Origin of the sequence: Massilia soli, from assembly GCF_016809835.1 — a bacterium.
Taxonomy (GTDB): Bacteria; Pseudomonadota; Gammaproteobacteria; order Burkholderiales; family Burkholderiaceae_D; genus Telluria_A; species Telluria_A soli.
This window is the reverse complement of record NZ_JAFBIL020000001.1, coordinates 56,790-77,337: the sequence shown is the minus strand read 5'-3', so window position 1 is coordinate 77,337 and position 20,548 is coordinate 56,790. Positions and strand designations below refer to the sequence as shown.

Sequence of the window (20,548 nt, the reverse complement as noted above, 5' to 3'; positions counted from 1 at the left end):
CTTGGCGCAGTGGCGCCATGAGGGCGCTCTCAGCCCTCGATGTGCACCTGATGGACATGCGTGCGCGCGAGCTCTCCGGATGGCGCCGCGGCCTGGTCGAGTTCTGGTATTTCGGTATCAAAAATGCGCGCGCCTGCCTGTTCGTCGGGCTGTTTTTCATCGCCATGATGGTGATTCCGCGCGGCGGCATTGCGGGCATGCCGCGCTACGACGTGTTGCTGGCAGTGGCGCTGCTGATCCAGTTCTGGATGGTCTGTTCGCGGCTCGAAACCATGGACGAGCTCAAGGCGATTTGCTTGTTTCACATGGTCGGCTTCGCGCTGGAGGCGTTCAAGGTGTCGGACGGCATCAGGTCATGGAGTTATCCCGACTTCGGCCATACCAAGGTGCTCGACGTGCCGCTGTTTGCCGGCTTCATGTATGCGGCGGTGGGCAGTTACGTGGTCCAGGCCTGGCGCCTGTTCGACCTGCGCATCCGCCACCATCCGCCGTACTGGATGGCGGCCACGGTGGCCATCCTTATTTATGCCAACTTCTTCACCCACCATTACATCGGCGATTACCGCTGGTATCTTGCGGGCTGCGCGCTGCTGCTGTATCTGCGTACGTCGGTGGTGTACCGACCGCTGGACCGCGACCGCCAGATGCCGCTGATGCTGGGCTTCGTGCTGATCGGCTTCTTCGTCTGGCTGGCCGAAAACATCGGCACCTTCTGGGGCGTGTGGCGCTATCCGAACCAGCTCGGCGCGTGGTCGCTGGTTCATGTCAGCAAGTGGAGCTCGTGGTCGCTGATGGTGATCATGACGTTCACGATTGTGGCCAACCTCAAGCACGTGAAGTCGAAGATCCACGTGTCCGAGCGCAGCTGGCATGACGGCTGGCGCCGCGGCTCGTCCGGCAGCGTCGAGTAGCCGGCAATGCGCCACCGGAAGGCGGCGTTGTTGCTTACACGCGCAGTTGCCCTTCGATGGAGTCGTCGAGCGTGACGCCGATCGTTGCTCCAATCAGCATCTTGGCGCCGGCAATCGCCGTGCCGTGCTTGTTGTCCCAATAGTAGCCGTGCGTTGGCTCAACCTTGATGACCGTGATGCGCGCATCGTCCTCGCCCTCGGTGAACCAGGTCTTCAGAACGAAGTTCCACAGTTCCTTGATTTTGGTCTTGTCGCGCGAAATGCTGGCGCGGCCTTCCATGCTCAAAAATTCGGCGTGCTTCGAGCCCTGGAAGAACAGCTTCACCGACGGGTCGGCTTCAATTTCGGCGTTCTTGTGGCTGTCGCTGGCGCTGAGGAACCACAGGTTGCCCTGCTCATCGACCTGCTGAACGCTCATCGGGCGCACACCCGCGCTGCCGCCGAGGCCCGCCGTGGTGCAGAAGAAGCAGGTTTCCGCTTCCTTGGCCAGTTCCGTCAATTTCTCGATCGCCTTTGCACCGGAAAGATTTTCCATATTGTGTTCCGGCTGCTCTTTGTTGATTGAATCCATCTTGTTCCTCCTGTATGCGCTTGGACCATACCAACGCGTCTTTGAACCACATCGTACCCAGCCGGTGAGGCGGCAAGTGTTGGATGACTAACCGATGGCGCGCATTCGCGCCGTTGCAGGGTGAACATTTAAGGCGGACGCTGATCAGCGGTAACGCCATTGGCCGGGCAGGCGCGCCCGGCCATCCTGTTGAACTTACTTGGGCATCACGACCGTATCGATGACGTGAATCACGCCGTTGTCGGCGGCAATATCGGTCTGCGTCACGGTGGCCTTGTCGAGGCGAACCTTGTTGCCCATCATGCTGACGGTCAGGTTGCTGCCTTCGACCGACTTCACGGCGCCCGGCTTGACGTCCGCGGCCATGACCTTGCCTGGCACCACGTGGTAGGTCAGGACCTTGGTCAGTGCGGCCTTGTCCTTCAGCAGCGCATCGAGCTTGGCTTTCGGGATCTTGGCAAATGCCTTGTCCGTCGGCGCGAATACGGTGAACGGCCCCGGACCCTTGAGCGTATCGACCAGTCCTGCCGCTTCCACTGCTGCGATCAGGGTGTTGAAAGTGCCGGCCGACTTGGCGGTGTCGACGATATCGGCCGCTTGCGCTGCGCCGAAGGCGAGGGACATGGAAACTGCCATCAAAACTTTTTTCATCACAAGCTCCTGGTTGGTAAATTAAACGACATCGCTAAAAACGGTTTTGTACAGACTTTGAACCGTTGTGTGAGTAAAGTATGCGCCGAAACATCTTGGCGTTCGATTGATGACGCGATAATATTGGGGCATTAGCGGTTCAATATCGGGTCATTAGAATGAAAAATATTTCAAAACAAACCAGTGCCCCGGAGTCGCCGCCGGCCTACCGAAGCGGCGTGGCGGCACGACTGGCAGGTCTTCCGGTCGAAACCCTGCGTGTCTGGGAACGGCGTTACGGACTGTCCGACACCCACCGTTCGGAGCATGGACAGCGGCTCTATTCGGCCGAGCAGGTCAGGCGCCTGGGCCTGTTGAAACAGCTGGTGGACCAGGGCCATCCAATCGGCTCGATCGCCGGCTTGCCTGTCGAGCAGCTGGGCGCGCTGGTGGCGGCGCCAGCGGCGGGCAAGGCCCAGAACGCCGGGCCGGTGCGCGTCGCGGTCGTGGGCGAGGGCTTGCGCCGCCGCATCGCCGCTGAAGGCCAGCACGCCAGCCAGCTCGAGGTGCTGCGCGGCTGCGACACGCTGGACCAGGCGCCAGCCAGCCTGCGCGCTACCCGGCCTGACGTGTTGCTGATCGAAGTGTCGGAGCTCGATGCCCCGGCGGTGCCGCTGATCGCGGCCTTGCGCGATCACACGGGGGCCGGTGCCACGCTGGTGCTGTACCGCTTCTGCGCCAGCGCGACGATTCGCGAATTGCGCTCGCATGGTTGCCTGGTGGCGCGGGTCCCGGCGGAAATTGGCGAGCTGCTGATGCTGTGCCGCAGCGCATCGGCCGGCACCCAGCTGGCAGCAGCGCCAGTGCGCGAGGCGATTGCCCCGCGCCGTTTCGATGACGCCCGGCTCGCTGCGTACGCTGCCGCCGGCACCAGCCTGGAGTGCGAGTGCCCGCGCCACCTGTCCGATCTGCTGATGATGGTCGGCAGCTTTGAACGCTACAGCGCGCAGTGCGCGTCGCGCAACGAGGCCGATGCAAGGCTGCATGCGGAGCTGCAATACGCCGCTGGGGCCGCGCGCACGATCCTCGAGGGCGCGATGGAAAAGCTGGCGCTTGCCGAAGGCCTCGACAAGGATCGGCGTTACTGAATCAGCTGCTTCAGTTCGGCGGCGATCGTCTGCGCCAGTTGATGGATATGGTAGCCATCGACAAAGCCGTGATGCGCTTGCACCGAAAACGGCAGCTGCAGGCGGCCGTTGCCGCCGTACCGGAATTTGCCCCAGGCCAGTGAAGGAACGTCGGGGCAGCCGAGCGATGCCGCGGGATGCTGGATCGAGGTAAAGTCGAGCCAGGGAATGCAGGTGACAAACACCTGGTTCTTGCATTCGCGCGGCGACATGCCCTGGTAGGTGTCGTTCAGCGCAGCCATGTTGCTGGCCTGGTCGCGCGCCGCCAGGCTGCGCGCGACAAATTCGCGCAACTCATCGGACCAGGCGAACTGGGCGAAGTTCAGGTCGTGGTGCTGGTTGACCACGGTATAGGACGGGGTGAGCCGGTCGATGCGGATCACCTCCCCTTCAAAAATGCGGTAGCGGAAGTTTTCGACTTTCAGCACGGCGTTCAGCACGGCAAACAGCAGTACGTGAAACGGCGGCAAGCCTTGCGCCTTGCACCAGGGCCGAAAGTCCGGCAACTCCAAGGTGAAGCTCAGGTTGACGGCAGGGCTGTCCATGCTGTCGAACAATTCAAAGCGGTCGCGCCGGCGTTCAAAATTCATCATGCGGTCCTGCTCTTTCCAATCATGCTCAATGGCGTATTATCCAGCAATTCAAGATCGCTGTTGCCGAACAGCCATGCTTGCTCAGCATTCATTATGGTACTGTGCCATCTTGCGATTTTTACCCAATGGAGACCCGCATTGAAAAACGCCACCCTGGTCCTGCTGACCCTCGCCACCGCCTCCGCGCAAGCCGCCGATGCGCCGACATTCGATCCCCAGCGCTTGTCGCGCGACGTCAAGGTACTGTCCTCCGACGCATTTGAAGGCCGCGGACCGAATACCGCCGGCGAAACCAAGACCGTCAATTACCTGGTCGAACAGTTCAAGGCCGCCGGCATGCAGCCGGGCGGCGACCTGTCGGGCGGCAAGCGCAGCTGGACCCAGGACGTGCCGCTGGGCCGCTTCGAGATCAAGGGGCCGGTCAAGCTGACCCTGGCCGAGGGCAAGAACACGCGCCAGCTCGCGCAGGGCGACGACATGGCCGTGCGCGCCTCGATGAGCGGCGCCAAGCTGGTCGACTTCAAGAACGCGCCGCTGGTGTTCGTCGGCTACGGTGTCACCGCGCCCGAGCGCAAGTGGGATGACTTCAAGGGCATGGACCTGAAGGGCAAGCTGGCCGTGGTGCTGATCAACGACCCGGACTTTGAAACCGGCAAGGGCGAATTCGGCGGCAAGGCCATGACCTACTATGGCCGCTGGACCTACAAGTTTGAAGAAATGGCGCGCCGCGGCGCGCTCGGCACCATCATCGTGCATGAGACCGCGCCCGCGTCGTACGGCTGGCCGACGGTCAAGAACTCCAATACCAACGTCATGTACGACGTGGTGCGCAAGGAGCCGGCCAAGTCGCACGCGCCGATGGAAGCATGGATCCAGCGCGACCTCGCGGCCGCGATGTTCAAGGCCGCCGGCCTCGATTTCGAAGCGGCCAAGAAGCAGGCCCAGACGCGCGAATTCAGGCCCATGGAACTCAAGGGCGTGACCCTGTCGGCCAACTACGCCGTCGATGCGCAAGTGATCAAGTCGAAGAACGTGGTCGCGATCCGCGAAGGCAGCAAGTATCCGAAGCAGTACGTGATGTACAGCGGCCACTGGGATCACCTTGGCGTCGGCCAGCCGGACGCCAAGGGCGACAAGATCTATAACGGCGCGGTCGACAACGCCACCGGCATTGCCGCCATGCTTGAAATGGCGCGCGTCTACGCCCGGCAGCCCGCGCCGCAACGCAGCGTGGTGTTCCTCGCGGTGACGGCGGAAGAAAAAGGCCTGCTCGGTTCCGAGTACTACGCGTCGAACCCGCTGTACCCGCTGGCGTCGACGGTTGCGGTCATCAACATGGATGCGCTGAGCCCGTACGGACCTGCGCGTAACTTCAACATTTCGGGCAGCGCCAAAATGGACCTGGTCGACTTGCTCGTTGCCAAGGCCAAGAAGTGGAACATCGCCTACGCGCCGGACCCGAAACCTGAGGCAGGCTACTTCTTCCGCTCCGACCACTTCCCGTTCGCCAAGCGCGGCGTGCCGGCGATTTCTTTCGGTTCCGGCAATGACTGGATCGAGGGCGGCGTCAAAGCCGGCCAGGCGTCGGAAGCCGAGTACACCGAGAAGGCGTATCACCAGCCGGCCGATGAATTCAATCCGAAGTGGACCTTCACCGGCATGGCGCGCGACCTTGAAGTGCTGTATGGACTGGGAATGGACCTGGCCAACGGCACGACGTGGCCGAACTGGTCGGCCGATTCCGAGTTCCGCGCGGCGCGCGACAAGTCGGCAGCCGAGCGCAAGTAACCAGCCCGCTTAACACCAGACGCCACCTTCCAAGGTGGCGTTTGCATTCAGGGAGTGACGACGATGAAGCGATCCGCATTGTTACTGGTGCTGTCCATGCTGTTGGGTTGTGCGGGCACCGCCGGCACGGCGGCGCCGTTTAATCCGCGCATCGGCGTCCAGCTCTGGTCGGTCAAGGACGAAATCAAGCAAGACTTCGAGGGTACCCTGGCCAGGCTGGCCGCGCTCGGATTCCAGGGCGTCGAGTTCGCCGGCGAGTTCGGCCGCTACGGCGACGATCCCGCGGCGCTGCGCGCATTCCTCGACAAGGCCGGCTTGCGCTGCGCCAGTGCCCACGTCGGCCTCGCCCAGTTGAGCGGCGCCGGCTTCGGCACAACCACGCGCTTCTATCGAACCCTCGGCTGCAACGACCTGATCGTCCCCTGGGAGCGGCGCGCGCTGAGTGTCGAGGGCAGCCCGCAAGTGGCCGTTGAACTGAGCGCGCTGGCGGCGCGGCTGGCCGCGCTCGGCATGCGCATCGGCTACCATAACCATGCCGAAGAGATGGCGGGCAGCGTGGGAAACACCCCTTGGGATATCCTGGCCAGGGGCACGCCCGCGCAGGTGATCCTGCAGCAAGACGTCGGCTGGACGACGTTTGCGGGCAAGGACCCGGTGGCCTATGTCAGGCGCTACCCGGGCCGCTCGGTCAGCCTGCACTACAAGGCCAAGTTCGCAGCAGGCACCAGCGGCACCCCGATCATCGGCCAGGACCGTACCAACTGGGCCGGCCTGACGGCGGCGGCCACCAGCATCGGCGGCACCGCCTGGCTGATTATCGAGCAGGAGGAATACCCGGACGGGATGGGCCAGGTCGAGGCCGTGGGCGCCTCGCTGCGCGGCTTGCGTGCCGCGCTGGCGGCGCACTAGGTTACGGCCGGGCCGGGATGTTCAGGCCGCGCGCGACCGCGGGCCGCGCGGCAAATGCGGCCACCACGCGCTGCACGTTGGGGAACTTGTCGATGCCGACCAGCTCGCCTGCGCCGTAAAAACCCACAAGGTTGCGCACCCAGGGGAAGATGGCGATGTCGGCGATGGTGTACTGGTCGCCCATCATCCACTGGCGCCCTTCGAGGTGGCGCTCCAGCACGCCAAGCAGGCGCACCGTTTCGGCCAGGTAGCGGTCGCGCGGGCGCTTGTCGTCGTAGTCTTTGCCGGCAAACTTGTGGAAGAAGCCAAGCTGGCCGAACATCGGGCCTATGCCCCCCATCTGGAACATCACCCACTGCAGCGTCTGATAACGCTCGCCTGCGTCCTGCGGCAACAGCTTGCCGCTCTTCTCGGCCAAATACATCAGGATGGCGCCGGACTCGAACAGGGCCAGCGGTTTGCCGCCCGGGCCGTCGGGGTCGATCATCGCTGGAATCTTGTTGTTGGGGTTGAGCGAGATGAATTCCGGCGACAACTGATCGTTGGTGTCGAAGTTCACCAGGTGCGGTTCGTAGGCAAGGCCCGTCTCTTCGAGCATGATCGATGCCTTGACGCCATTTGGCGTTGGCAGCGAATACAGCTGGATGCGGTCGGGAAAACTGGCGGGCCATTTGGCATGAATCGGGAAGTCGGCGACACCGGTCATAGTCATTCTCCTGTGAGTAATGACAATGATTATCGTTGAATTGGCGCGCCCTCGCAGGCGACCGGAAAGTTACCGAAGGTGAGCGCGTCGTCTTGAGTGATGATTACAATTGGACGGATATCAGCTCAACATGCCGCCGGAACGCCACACTTGGCAACATAAAGTGTAACTGGGCAACACTCGGCTAACCCCCGATGCCACAATGTCCTTTCAGGACCGTTCGCCGCATGGTCCCTATCCACAGGATCCTCACTTGTCTTATCTCGCTGGCAACTATCATACTGGCTTCGTGCTGCTTTCCATCGTCGTCGCGATGCTGGCGTCGTATACCGCCTTGAACCTGACCGGCCGCGTTGCCGAGACCAAGGGCCTGGCCAGTTTGCTGTGGCTGGGCGGCGGCGCCGTCGCGATGGGTGGCGGCATCTGGTCGATGCATTTTATCGGCATGCTCGCCTATAACTTGCCGATCCGCATGAGCTACGATTTGTGGATCACCGCGCTGTCGTTGCTGGTAGCGATTTTGGTATCGGCCTTCGCGCTGCGCATCGTCACCCGGCCCACCGTCAGCCGTTCGCACTTCCTGATCGGCGGCTTGCTGATGGGTTTGGGCATAGGCGCGATGCACTATACCGGCATGCACGCCATGCAGATGAATCCGGCGATCGACTACGACTACCCGATCGTCGGCCTGTCGATCGTGATTGCGATTGTGGCATCCATTGCCGCGCTGTGGCTTGCGTTTACCTTGCGCACCGACCAGTCGATGCTGGGCCATACCAAGAAAGCCGGCGCCGCCGTGATCATGGGTATGGCGATCATCACCATGCACTACACCGGGATGGAGGCGGCGCGCTTCACCGCGGGCAGCATTTGCATGGCGGCGGGCGGCATCGACAACGACCTGCTGGGCGTACTGGTCGGCGCCGCCGCGCTGACCTTGCTGACAATTACCTTGCTGCTGTCGGTGGTCGATTCGCGCCTGGCTGCGCGCACCGCCAGGCTGGTGCATTCGCTCAGCCACGCCAACCGCCAGCTGCACCACCTTGCCCTGCATGACGCCCTGACCCGCTTGCCTAACCGCAGCCTGCTGGAAGACCGGATCGAACAGGCGATCGCCACGGGCGAGCGCAACAACAAGCGTTTTGCGCTGATGTTCCTCGACCTCGACCGCTTCAAAACGATCAACGATTCGCTCGGACACCATTACGGCGACAAGCTGCTGCAGGGCGTCGCCACGCGGCTGACCGGCTGCCTGCGCGCCGAAGATACCGTGGCGCGGCTCGGCGGCGACGAATTCGTGGTGCTGCTGGGCGAAGTGGCCGGTCCTACGGTCGCGGCCAACATTGCCCAGAAGTTGCTCGATACGCTAGCCCTGCCGATCGTGATCGAAGAGCAGCAGCAGAGCGTGTCGGTGAGCATCGGCATCAGCATGTTCCCGAACGACGGAACCACGCTGCGCGAGCTGATGAGCAATGCCGACAGCGCGATGTACCACGCCAAGAAAATGGGCCGCGCCAACCATCAGTTCTTTGCGCCGGAAATGAACGCCGCCGCCGGCGCGCGCCTGCTGCTCGAACAGCAACTGCGCCGCGCGCTGGAGAACGATGAATTCGAGTTGCATTACCAGCCGAAGATCAATGTGGCGAGCGGCGCGGTGATGGCGATGGAAGCGCTGGTGCGCTGGCGCAGCCCTGAGCGCGGCCTGGTCCCGCCCAACGAGTTCATCGCGGTCAGCGAAGAGATCGGCCTGATCATCCCGCTCGGCGCCTGGGTGCTGCGCGAAGCTTGCCGGCAGAACCGCGCCTGGCAACGCGATGGCTTGCCGCACCTGCGCGTCGCGGTCAACCTGTCGGCCTACCAGTTCCGCCAGAAGGACCTGCCCGAATTTGTCGCCGCCGTGCTGCTTGAAACCGGCCTCGATGGTGCCTGCCTGGAGCTGGAAGTGACCGAAAGCGTGGTCATGCACAATCCGGCCGAGGCGGCGCAGATCCTTGAGCGCCTGCATGCCCAGGGCATCCATATTTCGGTCGACGATTTTGGCACCGGCTATTCCAGCCTGGGCTACCTGAAACAGTTCCGTCTCGATACGCTCAAGATCGACCGCTCGTTCGTGCGTGACATCAGTTCGAACGCGGACGACGCCGCCATCGTGCGTTCGGTGATCGCGCTGGCGCACAGCCTGCGCCTGGAAGTGATCGCCGAAGGCGTGGAGACCAAGGAACAGCTGGACTACCTGCGCGAACTCGGCTGCGATCAATACCAGGGCTACCTGCGCAGCAAGCCACTGCCGGCCGGCGAGTTCGAGGCAATGCTGCGCGGCGCCATGTTGACCGAGGCGCCGTTGCTGCGCGCCGTCTAGCGTACGGCCATTCTCCGGGCCGCCGCGCCCGGAACCATCGCCTGTGGCGCCGGTCTCAATCCTTGTTGGTTCCTGCAAAAGCCAGGGAGGCGCGGCGCATGAATTCGGGCGGGCATGGCGACACCATTTCGGCAGAGCTGGAGAAATCCTGCGCCGACGAACCGATACAGCTGCTGGGTACGGTGCAGGCGTATGGTTTCCTGATGGTCGTCGACCTGGCCAGCCAACACATTGTGCAAGTGTCGGCCGGCATTGTGCGCCATTGGCCGGGCCTGGGCGACCCCGCCAGGCTCGTCAACGCAGCGCTGTCCGACTGGGTGGCGGGCCTGGAAGCCTCCGGCCCGCCCGACCTCGCCGCGCTGCCGACCTCGCATTGCGTCGGCCTGCGGCTGCGCCTGCGCATCGAACAGACCAGTCCGGCCGATGCGCAGCAGGTGGCCGCTCACTGGGAGTGTCTCGGCCACCGGCTCGGCGCGCTGGCGCTGCTTGAATGGCTGCCGGTGGCGGGCGACATCGACGATGCCGCCCGCCAGAGCCAGGCATTCGGCGATTTCGCCGACGTGGTGGCGCGCCTGCGGCACGCTGAAAGCCTCGGCGAGTTCCTGGACGAAGCGACCCAGGCGATCCAGCAATTCAGCGGTTTCGACCGCGTGATGATCTACCGCTTCCTGCCTGACGGCTGCGGCGAAGTCGTTGCCGAGCATACCTCGGCCGGTTACCAGACCAAGTACCTTGGCTTGCGCTTTCCGGCCTCGGACATCCCAAGCCAGGCGCGGGCGCTGTACCTGACCAACAAGCTGCGCTTGCTGGCCGATGTCGAGGCCGCGATGGATCCGCTGCTGCCCCCCACCTTGCCCGACGGCGCGCAGCTCGACCAGAGCCATTGCATACTGCGCGGCTTGTCGCCGGTGCATCTGGTTTACCTGCGCAACATGGGCGTGCGCGCCACCATGACCATGTCCATCGTCTGCGAGGGCACGCTGTGGGGGCTGATCGCCTGCCATCATCACCAGGCAATGACGCCGCCGCGCCATATCCGCTCAGGATTGCGCCAGGCTTGCGACCTGCTGGCGGAAATCGCCACCATGCGCATTGCCGCTTTCCTCAACCTGGAAAGCGTGCGCCGGCGCCTCGCGCTCGACCGCCTGCTCAACCATTTCAACCAGGTGCTGCTGCAGGACGGCGACATTCCCATCGTGCTCGACGTCTGGCTGCCGCATCTGCTGCGGGCCTTCGACGCGACCAACCTCGGCGTGCAGATCGGCTCGCTGGTGTATGTGGGCGGGGAGGGCCGGCACGGCTCGCCGCACCAGATCGTCGATGAGGTCCGGGCCACCCTCGACATGCAAGAGCGCACCCCGGACGTGCGCATGCGGGACGACCTGCTGACGGGAGAACGGCCGGCGCTGGCGTCTCTGCCGGACGCGGCCGGAATGCTGGTGGCGCACCGCTATGAAGAAGAAGGCATTTTCTGCTTCGTGACGCGGCGCGAGGTGGTGCAGCAAGTGCATTGGGGCGGCCAGCCCGCCAAGGAGAGGGTGACCTTGCCGGACGGCCGGGTTCGGCTCGAGCCGCGCCGCTCGTTCGCCATCTGGCAGCAGCAGGTCAAAGGGCATTCCGATCCGTGGTCGCCGATGGACGCGGAAGGTTTGCAAAGCCTGTTGCGCATCCTGAGCGAGGTGAACAAGCTGCAAGTGAACCGCAAGCTGCAGGAAACCCTGCACTGGCGCGCCCACCATGACCACCTGACCGGGCTGTACAACCGCCGGGCGATGGAGGACGAGGTCGCCCGGCGCCTCGAAGACGGCCAGTTCAATACCGCGCTGATGTTGCTGGACCTGGACCACTTCAAGAAAGTGAATGACACCTACGGCCATGAAACCGGCGACCAGGTGCTGCAGCAGCTCACCGCCAGGCTGAAGGCGGTGGTGCGCGAGTTCGACTTGCTGGCGCGGCTGGGTGGCGATGAATTCCTGCTGCTGTTGCAGATACCGCACCCCAGTGCCGCGATCGCCCTGACGTTTGCCGAGCGCTTGCACCAGGCGGTATCGGGCCCGTTCCACATCAATGGACAGGAACTGCGGCTCGGGATATCGGTGGGCATTGCGATTCCGCCTGGCCACGGCCGCACCGTCAGCGAGCTGCTGCGCCATGCCGACCTGGCCCTGTACCAGGCCAAGGCGCTGGGGCGCTCGCGCAGCGTGGTGTTCGAGCTGGCGATGGCATCGGACCAGCTGGCGTATTACCTGCTTGAGCGCGACCTGAACGAAGCGGTGGAGCGCGACCAGCTGTCGCTGGTGTTCCAGCCGAAGGTTGACCTCAACAGCCATAAAGTGGTCGGCCTCGAAGCGCTGGTGCGCTGGAACCACCCGACCCGCGGCCAGAACAGCCCGGCGGCCTTCATTCCGATTGCCGAGCATAGCGACCAGATCATCGCGATCGACCGCTGGGTGATGCGCAGCGCCATCGCCGAACAGGCGCGCTGGCGCACCGGCGACATGGCCCGGCTGCCGGTGTCGATCAACCTGTCGACGGTCGATATCCTGTCGCCGAACCTGGTCGTGTACCTGACGCAGTTGTTGCGCGACTACGGCGTGCCGCCCGACGCGCTCGAAATCGAGGTCACCGAGTCGTGCATCATGCGCGAGCTGGCGCCGACCCAGAGCGTGCTGCGCGACCTCAACGACAACGGCATCGCTACCGCGCTGGACGACTTCGGCACGGGCTTTTCCTCGCTCAGCTATTTGCGCCAGCTGCCGCTGCAGTGTCTCAAGATCGACCAATCCTTTACCCACAGCATGTTGCAGGATCCGAACGCCGAAACCCTGACCGAGGCCATCGTGGCCATGGGGCTGGCGCTGAAAATGGTGATCGTGGCCGAAGGCGTGGAAACCCGGGAGCAGATGAACTGGCTGCAGGCGCATGGCTGCCATATTGGCCAGGGGTATTTCTTCAGTCCGCCCGTGCCGCCGGAAGACGTGCGCCATGTCATCGACCGCATCGAGATGCGGCTGGCGCACTGACGCCGTCATGAACAGGAATTGAACCGCACCTGCCGCTGCACGGCCTGATCGCCGGCATCGCGCGCGCTATAATCGAACGCCATGTTCGAGAGGCGGTCCATGAAGGTTCACGTCGCGACAAAGCTGCTACGCAGCAAGTGGACGGCGGCCGTCCCGGTCAACAAGGAAAAGCATTTCATCGTTACCGCGCTGATCGCGCCGGAAGCGCCGGGCACGCAGGTCGACAGCATCACGATGGAAGCCGTGCTCAGCGGGCGCAGCTTCACCTTGCGCTGGCGCGAGCTGAACGACGCTGCCCAATGGCGGCGAGGCTGGCGCTAAACCGCGCGCTCAACACCACCCAGGACACGCATGACTTCTCCTCCCCACATCGCCGTCATTGGCGCCGGCATGGCTGGCTTGTCATGCGCCACCGCGCTGCAGCAGGCAGGTTTTCGCGTGAGCATCTTCGACAAGAGCCGCGGTCCTGCCGGCCGCATGAGCACGCGGCGCGGCGACGGCTGGCAATGCGACCACGGCGCCCAGTATTTCACCGCGCGCGATACCGGTTTCCGCGCCGAGGTGGCGCGCTGGGAGCAGGCTGGCGCGGCCGCGCAGTGGTTTCCCGCGCTGCGGCGCTTCGATGCCGACGGCAGCAGCGCAGTTGCCGACCCTGCCGAACGCTTCGTCGGCACGCCGCGCATGACCGCGCCGGCCGCCTTGCTGGCGTCGACGCTGGCGCTGCGCAGCGGTGCGGCGATCAGCGAACTGCAACGCGCGTCCACCGGCTGGCGCTTGCACGCGCAGGACATCGGCGCGTTTGGGGATGTCTACGATGCGGTGGTGCTGGCAGTGCCAGCGCCGCAAGCCGGGCCGTTGCTGCGCGCGGTGGCGCCGCGACAAGCCGCGCTGGCCGATGAAACCAGCATGCAAGGCTGCTGGGCCATGATGCTGCAGTACGCCGCGCCGCTGGCGCTTGGATTCGAGGCCGCCTTCGTCAACCGCGGCCCGCTGCGCTGGGTGGCCCGCGACAGTGCCAAGCCGGGCCGCGACGGCACCGAGAGCTGGCTGCTGCACGCCAGCGCCGCATGGAGCGAAGCGCACATGGCGCTTGATGCCGACGGCGTTGCCGCGCAGCTGCTGCCGGCATTTGCCGAACTGGGCGGTCCGGCGCCGCAGCACTGGAATGTGCATCGCTGGCGCTACGCCAGCACCGCCACCAGCCGTACCGAGGCATGCAGCTGGGACGCCGGGCTGGGCGTGGGCATGTGCGGCGACTGGCTCAACGGCGGAACCGTCGAGGCGGCCTGGTTGAGCGGACGCGCGTTGGCGCAGCGCATTGCCCAAGGGCCGGCATAGCTGCCCTACCAGGGCAGGTCGGCGCCGTTGTACGACTTGAACGAACCGCTGTCGGCCGGCGTGAGCGCATCGAGCACGTCCAGCATGTCGCTGGCGGCATCGTGGGCGCGGCGGCCGATGGATTCGCCGCGGAAGGGCTTCGACAGGCGGGAGTTGACCGTGCCCGGATGCAGCGCGACCAGCACGCTGTTCTTCTGGTTGCGGGCAACTTCGATGGCCGCGGTTTTTACCAGCATGTTCAGGGCGGCCTTGGAAGCGCGGTAGCTGTACCAGCCGCCCAGCCGGTTGTCGCCGATGCTGCCAACCTTCGCCGACAGCATCGCCATGATGGCGCGTTCACTGGCCAGCAGCGGCACGAAGTAGCGCAGCAACAGCGCGGGTCCGAAGGCATTGGCCTGGAAGGTTGCCTGCATTTGCCTGGCCGTCAGGTCGGCCAGGCGCTTTTCCGGCATGAATGCCTCGTTGTGCAGCATGCCGGCGGCGTTGATGATCAGGTCAAAGCGTGGTCCGGCCGCAAGCTGTTGCGCCGCTTCGGCGACGCTGTGTTCGTCGGCGAAGTCGATCCGGGGTATCGAATGGCGGTGCAGGCCGCACACCGATGCGCAGCGCGGCGACTGGTTCAGCAGGTCGACAAAGGCGGCGCCGATGGTGCCGGACGCGCCGATGACCAGCGCGTGATACTGGTCGGGAAGACTGCCCATCATGTGAATGGCTCCGGCATGCGATGCGATGCTTGAGTGTACAGGAGAGAAGATGACGACGACGACACCGACACCGGGACACACCCTCAGGCTGATCCTCGGTGACCAGCTTAATCTTCAGCACCGCTGGTTCAGCGAGATCGATGATGCGACTGTCTACGTGTTGATGGAAGTGCGCCAGGAGACCGATTACGTGCTCCACCACGCGCAAAAGATCCTGGCGATCTTCGCGGCGATGCGCGACCTGGCGCGCCAGCTGCGCCAGGCGGGCCACCGCGTACATTATGTGCAGATCGATGACCCGTCCAACCTGCAATCGATCCCCGCGAATATCGATGCGCTGGTGGCGCAGTACCAGGCCGCCGCTTTTGAATACCAGGCGCCGGATGAATGGCGCCTGGATGAACAGCTGTACCAGCATGGCCGCAAGTCGGCAGTTCCATGGCTGATGGTCGACAGCGAGCATTTTTATACCACCCGCAATGAGGCCGCGGATATCTTCGCGGACCGCAAGCAGTGGCTGATGGAGTTCTTTTATCGCCAGATGCGGGTAGCGCATCAGGTGTTAATGGCGGACGCCAAAAAGCCGGTTGGCGATCAATGGAATTTTGATGCCGAAAATCGCAAGCCGTGGCGCGGCGAGCCGGCCGAGCCAAGCGATCCGCGCACCGTGCACGACCATTCGCTGCTGTGGCGATCGATCGTCGATGCGGGCGTCAACAGCTTCGGCGATCCGAAAGCGGATCGGCTCGCGTGGGCCCTGAACCGGGAAGAGGCGCTGCAACAGCTCGATGCGTTCATCGCCAATGCCTTGCCCCGCTTCGGCGATTTCCAGGACGCGATGAGCAGCAAGGCGTGGCGCCTGTTTCATTCGCTTTTGTCGTTTGCGCTGAACGTCAAAATGCTTAATCCGCGCGAGGTCGTGGCAAAAGCCGAAGCGGCGTATCACGCCGGCCACGCGCCGCTCGCCGCGGTGGAAGGGTTTATCCGCCAGATACTGGGCTGGCGCGAATATGTGCGCGGCGTGTATTGGGCGAAAATGCCTGAATACGCCGGGAAGAATTTCTTCGGCCATCAGCGCGCGCTGCCCTCATGGTTCTGGGACGGTAACACCAGGATGAACTGCGTCTCGCATGCGATTACCCAGTCGCTGGAACAGGCGCACGCCCACCATATCCAGCGCCTGATGGTGATCGGGAATTTCGCGCTGCTGGCCGGCCTCGATCCGGTGCAAGTGCATCGCTGGTATCTCGGCATCTACATCGACGCCTTCGAATGGGTGGAACTTCCGAACACCGCAGGCATGAGCCAATTCGCCGACGGCGGGCTGCTGGCCACCAAACCGTATGTGTCCAGCGCCGCCTATATCGACCGGATGAGTGATTATTGCAAAGGTTGCAACTACGATAAAAAGCTGCGCGTTGGTCCAACTGCCTGTCCATTTAATGCGCTATATTGGGACTTCTTCCAGCGCAATAAGGCAACCCTGTCGCGCAATCCGCGCATTGGCATGGCCTATCGGCAGCTGGAAAAAATGGATTCGACAACCATTGCCGATTTCCAGCGGCAGGCGCAGACGATGTTATCGAATCTGGATGCGCTGTAGCCAACCCGGCACTAGCACCAAAGGTCAAGTTACACGGATGCGTTTCTTATCCATAGTGACGATTTACGTGGTTTTTAATGCGCAGGCATGCGAGGATAAAAATGAAAACTGTACAGCAGGAAGTGGACGAGCGTACCAATCTGACCGGCACCAATAAATTTGAACTGCTGCTGTTCCGCCTCGGCGTCAGCGGAAACGCAGAGCGAGCTGAGCTGTTCGGCATCAATGTGTTCAAGGTACGGGAAATTCTTGCCATGCCCGAGGTCACCGCGATCGCCGGCACGACGCCGCACATCATGGGCGTGGTCAATTTGCGCGGCCAGATCATCCAGGTCATCAACTTGCCCGCCGTGGTCGGCTGCACGCCGAAGAGCGGCTTGAACATCCTGCTGATCACCGAGTATGCCCGCACCACGCAGGCATTTGCGGTCGAGTCGGTGGAAGAAATCGTCCGGCTCGACTGGAGCGATGTGCTGTCGGCCGAAGCAAGTGCGGTGGGCGGATCGGTGACCAGCATCGCGCGTATCGATGGCAACACCGACGGCACACGCCTCGCGCAGGTACTCGACGTCGAGCAGATCCTGAGCGAACTGTCGCCACCGGTCGACGTGCCGGATGCCGGAACCGTTGGTCCAAAGATCGCGCTTGCCGAAGGCGCGGTCATCCTGGCGGCCGATGATTCCGGCGTTGCGCGTTCCTTGATCGAAGCTGGACTGACGGCGATGGGCGTGCCGTTCATCATGACGAAATCGGGCAAGGAAGCGTGGGAGAAATTGCAAGCGCTCACGGTGGCCGCTGGCAAAGAGGGCAAGGCGGTCAGCGACAAGGTTGCGCTGGTGCTGACGGATCTGGAAATGCCGGAGATGGATGGCTTCACCCTGACCCGCAACATCAAGCAGGATGCCCGCTTCAAGTCGATTCCCGTGGTGATACACTCGTCGCTGTCGGGCACAACCAACGAAGGCCACGTCAAGTCGGTTGGCGCCGATGCCTATGTGGCCAAGTTCAACGCCGAAGAACTGGCGGAGACACTGCGCAAGGTCTTGCGGCACTGACCGCCCAGGCAGGCATGCATTCCTGATTTAAAACTTACCGGCGCACCCATGGTCCCCCAAGATTTTGATTACGAAGCGGCGTTAAGTTCCTGCGCCCAAGGTAACCGGCAGGCGCTGAAAAGCATCTACCTGCAGGAAAGCCGCCATCTCCTTGGCGTTGCCATGCGTATCGTGCGGCGACGGCAAGCGGCGGAAGACGTGCTGCACGACGCCTTCCTCAAAATCTGGACCCGCGCCGCCAGCTTCGACGGCGCCCGTGGTTCGGGGCGCGGCTGGATCGTCAGCATCGTGCGCAACCAGGCCTTGAACCTGATCCGCGACGGCGAGCGCGAAGTCGACGTCAGCGACGAGCGGCTGGACGAACTGGTGTCCACTGAATCCTTGCAACGCTCCAGCCAGATGACCGATGCCTTCGAATTGCGCGCCGACCTTGGCCGCTTGCATGACTGCCTGTCCCACCTCGATATTCCAAAGCGCAACAGCATCCTGTACGCCTACGTGGATGGCTGCTCGCATTCTGAAATCGCAGAACGCCTGAAATCGCCGCTCGGCACCGTCAAGGCGTGGATCAAGCGCGGCATGAGCACGCTGAAGGAGTGCATGACATGACGCGCATCGACGACGACAACCTGCACGACCTGGCGGGCGAATACGTGCTGGGGACGTTGCCGGCGAGTGGACGCCGCGCCGTGGAACACGCGATGCCTGACAACACCGCGCTGCGCGCCGCGGTGGACGGCTGGCAGCAACGGCTGCTGCCGCTTGCCGCACTGGCCCCGCCGGTTGAGCCGGGCCCGGGCCTGTGGCAGCGCATCGAGACATCGCTGGCGCCAGCGCCGGTGCGCACGGCGGCGGCGCAGCCGGCTGCCGCGGCCGCCCAGTGGTGGAACAGCCTGAACCTGTGGCGCGGTCTGGCCGCAGGCGGCATGGCCGCAGCGGCGATCATGGCGGTCATCCTGACGCCAGGGCTTTCCCCCGCGCCAGAACAGAAATTGATGGTGGTGCTGGCCGCGCCGCAAAGCATGAAGCCAGGCTGGGTGATTGAGTCCAGCGACGGGCGCAACTTGCGCTTGGTACCGCTGGGCGATGTGGCGGTGCCGCAGCAGAAATCGCTGCAGTTCTGGACCAAGGCCGATGGTTGGAAGGGGCCGGTGTCGCTTGGGCTCGTCAAGCCTGGCCAGCCGCTTGAAGTATCGCTCGATAAGCTGCCGAAGATGGAAGCGAACCAGCTGTTCGAGATCACGCTCGAGCCCGAGAAGGGCTCGCCGATCGACCGCCCGACCGGGCCGATTCTGTTTATTGGCCGGGCAGTCGTGATCTAGGGCGCGTGCTTACTTGATCATGATGGCGATGTCGCGCAGGCCGGTGGCAGCAGTGCCCACCTGCGACAGCGCCGCGTTCGCCGTGCCATTGACGAGTACTGCCGCGCCGCTGGTCAGGTTGACGCGGTACAGCGCGCTTGCGCCGCCTGCCGACGTGCGCAGCGCCGCCAGGGCCAGGCCATTCGCGCCACCGGCGATATCGAAGCCCACATCACCCGCGACATTCACGCCGAGCGCGCCGACGACCGTCATGGTGCCGTCGTTTGGCGGGTTCTGCAGCGACAGCGTGTCGGCGCCAGCTTCGATGTTGAGCAGCATCGTTGTGGTGGTGCCGGCAAAGCTGTTGGTGTAGGCGCCCGCGGTGACCAGCGGAGTCAGGCCGACCGCGTTGAGCACGCCATCGGTCGTGGTCGCGCCGGTATCGGCATTGATCCGCAGGTTTTGGCCAGTATTGCTGACGACGCGAATGCGGTCGGCAACCGGGTTGAAGTCGACCGCGAACGCGGTGCCTGCAATGGCCGTGAACGGCAGTGTCGTATCGGCCGCGTCAGCAGCCAGCGTCGCCTTGGCGACCGCAGCGCCGGTGGCCGGATCGATCGTGTAGATCTTGCCGGTCGACGATACCGCATACAGGAGGCGGTCTTTCGGGCGGACATCGATACCCAGCAGCGTTTCGCCGGCGGCCAGGCCGGTGATGGCGACATTCGCGCTGAGCGTGTTAGGCGTCAGCGGCGCGAAAGTGACCAGGCGGGCGTCGTCGGTCAGGCCGACCACGGTCGGGGTACGGGCGGCGCGCACGGCAATGCCGCGGATGTCTTCGGTGACGCCAAGCGCGCCGATCAGGGTCGCCGCGCCGCTGGTGGCGGCCAGGTTGACGCTGTACAGGTTGCGCGCGCCACCGACCGTAAACACCGCATAGGCGGTGTTGCTGGCGGCGTCGATATCAAAACCGCTGACGCTGGCCGCGTCCACGCCCAGTGTCACCGGCACGCTGAGGGTGCCGTCGTTCGGCGGGTTCTGCGTGTACAGGGTGTCGGTGGCCGCGTCGAGGCTGAACAGGGTAGTGGTGCCGGTGTTGGCGAACGAGTTGGTGTAGGCCGAACCGGTCACCGACGAGGTGGCGGCGCCGCCGTTGATCGAACCGTCGGTGGTCACGGCGCCGGTGTCGACGTTAATGCGCAGGTTTTGGCCGCTGCTGCCGACGACGCGCAGGCGATCCGCAACCGGGTTGAAGTCGACGCCGAACTCGGTGCCGGCAAGCGCGGTGAACGGCGCGGTGGTGTCGGCCGCATCGGCGGCGAGCGTCGATTTCAGGGTCGCCACGCCGGTATCGGTATTGATGGTGTACAGGCGGCCGGCGCTGCCGACGCCATACAGGACGCCGTCAGCCGGGCGGAAGTCGATGCCGACCAGGTTTTCGCCGCTCGGCAGGCCGGTGATGGCAACGCTGGTACGCACGGCCGTGGCGGCATCGCGGTTGAACGAGATCAGTTTGTTGCTAGCTGTTAAGGCAAACACGTCGCCCGCGGTCATGACCGGCGGCGTTGGCGTTGGCGTTGGTGTCGGCATCGGGGTTGGGGTGGGGGTTGGAGCAGGCGTGACCATGTCGTCGTCGTCGTCACCGCCGCAGGCGGCGAGGGCCATCGTGATGGCTGAGGCTAGAACCAGTTTGGCGAATAGAGGTTTGTTCATGGTCGTTCTCCTAAGAAAGTGGGTAGGTACAGCAACACTTACCCCTGCAGTCAGGGGCGATGCAGGTAATACCCGCCAGAAGCGCGATTGGATGCAGCAAATACAAAATTATTTTTATTGCTTCACTTGCCGCTGAGCGCATGTCCGGCCGTTGGCC

Annotated in this window: 18 protein-coding genes; 12 read left to right on the top strand and 6 right to left on the bottom strand. The window is 63.8% G+C overall.

Translation table 11 applies throughout. From position 1 onward, the window contains the following. Positions 1 to 50: 50 nt before the first annotated feature. Positions 51 to 911 carry a DUF817 domain-containing protein gene (locus tag I4X03_RS00360; protein ID WP_370660483.1) on the top strand — a complete coding sequence of 287 codons (861 nt, stop codon included), beginning with the start codon at positions 51 to 53 and terminating at the stop codon, positions 909 to 911. A gap of 34 nt (positions 912 to 945) precedes the next feature. Here the strand turns inward: I4X03_RS00360 and I4X03_RS00355 are convergent, their stop codons facing one another. Both I4X03_RS00355 and I4X03_RS00350 read right to left on the bottom strand, forming a co-directional pair. Then, entirely contained in the window at positions 946 to 1,482 is a 537-nt protein-coding gene (locus I4X03_RS00355) for a pyridoxamine 5'-phosphate oxidase family protein (protein WP_223464132.1), read from the bottom strand. 195 nt (positions 1,483 to 1,677) lie between these two features. Beyond that, complete coding sequence (locus I4X03_RS00350; RefSeq protein WP_223464131.1) at positions 1,678 to 2,133, bottom strand: fasciclin domain-containing protein; 456 nt, start codon at positions 2,131 to 2,133, stop codon at positions 1,678 to 1,680. A 158-nt stretch (positions 2,134 to 2,291) separates the two neighbouring features. On the opposite strand from I4X03_RS00350, the gene I4X03_RS00345 reads away from it, so the two are divergent. After that, a complete protein-coding gene (locus I4X03_RS00345; protein WP_223464130.1) occupies positions 2,292 to 3,260 on the top strand; it encodes a MerR family transcriptional regulator in 969 nt (322 codons plus the stop codon). On the opposite strand, the gene I4X03_RS00340 is transcribed toward I4X03_RS00345, so the two are convergent. Further along, positions 3,254 to 3,892, bottom strand: coding sequence for a CatA-like O-acetyltransferase (locus I4X03_RS00340; protein WP_223464129.1), 639 nt, complete (start codon positions 3,890 to 3,892; stop codon positions 3,254 to 3,256). The genes I4X03_RS00345 and I4X03_RS00340 overlap by 7 nt on opposite strands. Positions 3,893 to 4,030: 138 nt before the next feature. Here I4X03_RS00340 and I4X03_RS00335 point away from each other — a divergent pair, with 138 nt between their 5' ends. Continuing rightward, entirely contained in the window at positions 4,031 to 5,680 is a 1,650-nt protein-coding gene (locus tag I4X03_RS00335) for a M28 family metallopeptidase (RefSeq protein WP_223464128.1), read from the top strand. 63 nt (positions 5,681 to 5,743) lie between these two features. Continuing rightward, complete coding sequence (locus I4X03_RS00330) at positions 5,744 to 6,589, top strand: sugar phosphate isomerase/epimerase family protein (protein ID WP_223464126.1); 846 nt, start codon at positions 5,744 to 5,746, stop codon at positions 6,587 to 6,589. Position 6,590: 1 nt separating this feature from the next. Here the strand turns inward: I4X03_RS00330 and I4X03_RS00325 are convergent, their stop codons facing one another. After that, a complete protein-coding gene (locus tag I4X03_RS00325) occupies positions 6,591 to 7,295 on the bottom strand; it encodes a glutathione binding-like protein (RefSeq protein ID WP_223464120.1) in 705 nt (234 codons plus the stop codon). A gap of 253 nt (positions 7,296 to 7,548) precedes the next feature. Between I4X03_RS00325 and I4X03_RS00320 the strand changes: the two genes are divergently transcribed. The 4 genes from I4X03_RS00320 to I4X03_RS00305 all read left to right on the top strand — a co-directional run bounded on the left by I4X03_RS00320 (position 7,549) and on the right by I4X03_RS00305 (position 14,015). Then, positions 7,549 to 9,654, top strand: a complete 2,106-nt coding sequence (locus tag I4X03_RS00320; RefSeq protein ID WP_307735322.1) for a putative bifunctional diguanylate cyclase/phosphodiesterase — start codon at positions 7,549 to 7,551, stop codon at positions 9,652 to 9,654. A gap of 98 nt (positions 9,655 to 9,752) precedes the next feature. Further along, positions 9,753 to 12,677 carry a bifunctional diguanylate cyclase/phosphodiesterase gene (locus I4X03_RS00315; protein ID WP_223464118.1) on the top strand — a complete coding sequence of 975 codons (2,925 nt, stop codon included), beginning with the start codon at positions 9,753 to 9,755 and terminating at the stop codon, positions 12,675 to 12,677. 99 nt (positions 12,678 to 12,776) lie between these two features. Further along, positions 12,777 to 12,998 carry a TIGR02450 family Trp-rich protein gene (locus tag I4X03_RS00310; protein ID WP_223464117.1) on the top strand — a complete coding sequence of 74 codons (222 nt, stop codon included), beginning with the start codon at positions 12,777 to 12,779 and terminating at the stop codon, positions 12,996 to 12,998. 30 nt (positions 12,999 to 13,028) lie between these two features. Then, on the top strand, positions 13,029 to 14,015 hold the full coding sequence (locus I4X03_RS00305) for an NAD(P)/FAD-dependent oxidoreductase (protein ID WP_223464116.1): 987 nt from the start codon (positions 13,029 to 13,031) through the stop codon (positions 14,013 to 14,015). 5 nt (positions 14,016 to 14,020) lie between these two features. On the opposite strand, the gene I4X03_RS00300 is transcribed toward I4X03_RS00305, so the two are convergent. After that, positions 14,021 to 14,716, bottom strand: coding sequence for an SDR family NAD(P)-dependent oxidoreductase (locus tag I4X03_RS00300; protein ID WP_223466135.1), 696 nt, complete (start codon positions 14,714 to 14,716; stop codon positions 14,021 to 14,023). A 52-nt stretch (positions 14,717 to 14,768) separates the two neighbouring features. On the opposite strand from I4X03_RS00300, the gene I4X03_RS00295 reads away from it, so the two are divergent. The 4 genes from I4X03_RS00295 (at position 14,769) to I4X03_RS00280 (ending at position 18,699) form a co-directional block, all read left to right on the top strand. Next, entirely contained in the window at positions 14,769 to 16,322 is a 1,554-nt protein-coding gene (locus I4X03_RS00295) for a cryptochrome/photolyase family protein (protein WP_223464115.1), read from the top strand. Positions 16,323 to 16,423: 101 nt separating this feature from the next. Next, positions 16,424 to 17,377: a chemotaxis protein gene (locus I4X03_RS00290; RefSeq protein ID WP_223464114.1), complete on the top strand. Its 954-nt coding sequence runs from the start codon at positions 16,424 to 16,426 to the stop codon at positions 17,375 to 17,377. A gap of 48 nt (positions 17,378 to 17,425) precedes the next feature. Next, entirely contained in the window at positions 17,426 to 17,986 is a 561-nt protein-coding gene (locus tag I4X03_RS00285) for a sigma-70 family RNA polymerase sigma factor (protein WP_223464113.1), read from the top strand. After that, entirely contained in the window at positions 17,983 to 18,699 is a 717-nt protein-coding gene (locus tag I4X03_RS00280; protein ID WP_223464112.1) for an anti-sigma factor, read from the top strand. The genes I4X03_RS00285 and I4X03_RS00280 overlap by 4 nt, the downstream gene beginning before the upstream one ends. Positions 18,700 to 18,708: 9 nt before the next feature. On the opposite strand, the gene I4X03_RS00275 is transcribed toward I4X03_RS00280, so the two are convergent. Continuing rightward, positions 18,709 to 20,391 carry a DUF4394 domain-containing protein gene (locus I4X03_RS00275; RefSeq protein ID WP_223464110.1) on the bottom strand — a complete coding sequence of 561 codons (1,683 nt, stop codon included), beginning with the start codon at positions 20,389 to 20,391 and terminating at the stop codon, positions 18,709 to 18,711. Between the last annotated feature and the right edge of the window lie 157 nt (positions 20,392 to 20,548).

What these genes read in the sequence shown, in the direction of transcription:
- I4X03_RS00345 (WP_223464130.1), top strand. Translation starts at nt 2,292, where the DNA reads ATGAAAAATATTTCAAAACAAACCAGTGCCCCGGAGTCGCCGCCGGCC.
- I4X03_RS00355 (WP_223464132.1), bottom strand. Translation starts at nt 1,482, where the DNA reads ATGGATTCAATCAACAAAGAGCAGCCGGAACACAATATGGAAAATCTT.
- I4X03_RS00290 (WP_223464114.1), top strand. Translation starts at nt 16,424, where the DNA reads ATGAAAACTGTACAGCAGGAAGTGGACGAGCGTACCAATCTGACCGGC.
- I4X03_RS00275 (WP_223464110.1), bottom strand. Translation starts at nt 20,391, where the DNA reads ATGAACAAACCTCTATTCGCCAAACTGGTTCTAGCCTCAGCCATCACG.
- I4X03_RS00280 (WP_223464112.1), top strand. Translation starts at nt 17,983, where the DNA reads ATGACGCGCATCGACGACGACAACCTGCACGACCTGGCGGGCGAATAC.
- I4X03_RS00305 (WP_223464116.1), top strand. Translation starts at nt 13,029, where the DNA reads ATGACTTCTCCTCCCCACATCGCCGTCATTGGCGCCGGCATGGCTGGC.
- I4X03_RS00350 (WP_223464131.1), bottom strand. Translation starts at nt 2,133, where the DNA reads ATGAAAAAAGTTTTGATGGCAGTTTCCATGTCCCTCGCCTTCGGCGCA.
- I4X03_RS00285 (WP_223464113.1), top strand. Translation starts at nt 17,426, where the DNA reads ATGGTCCCCCAAGATTTTGATTACGAAGCGGCGTTAAGTTCCTGCGCC.
- I4X03_RS00325 (WP_223464120.1), bottom strand. Translation starts at nt 7,295, where the DNA reads ATGACCGGTGTCGCCGACTTCCCGATTCATGCCAAATGGCCCGCCAGT.
- I4X03_RS00315 (WP_223464118.1), top strand. Translation starts at nt 9,753, where the DNA reads ATGAATTCGGGCGGGCATGGCGACACCATTTCGGCAGAGCTGGAGAAA.
- I4X03_RS00310 (WP_223464117.1), top strand. Translation starts at nt 12,777, where the DNA reads ATGAAGGTTCACGTCGCGACAAAGCTGCTACGCAGCAAGTGGACGGCG.
- I4X03_RS00360 (WP_370660483.1), top strand. Translation starts at nt 51, where the DNA reads ATGGACATGCGTGCGCGCGAGCTCTCCGGATGGCGCCGCGGCCTGGTC.
- I4X03_RS00330 (WP_223464126.1), top strand. Translation starts at nt 5,744, where the DNA reads ATGAAGCGATCCGCATTGTTACTGGTGCTGTCCATGCTGTTGGGTTGT.
- I4X03_RS00295 (WP_223464115.1), top strand. Translation starts at nt 14,769, where the DNA reads ATGACGACGACGACACCGACACCGGGACACACCCTCAGGCTGATCCTC.
- I4X03_RS00300 (WP_223466135.1), bottom strand. Translation starts at nt 14,716, where the DNA reads ATGGGCAGTCTTCCCGACCAGTATCACGCGCTGGTCATCGGCGCGTCC.
- I4X03_RS00340 (WP_223464129.1), bottom strand. Translation starts at nt 3,892, where the DNA reads ATGATGAATTTTGAACGCCGGCGCGACCGCTTTGAATTGTTCGACAGC.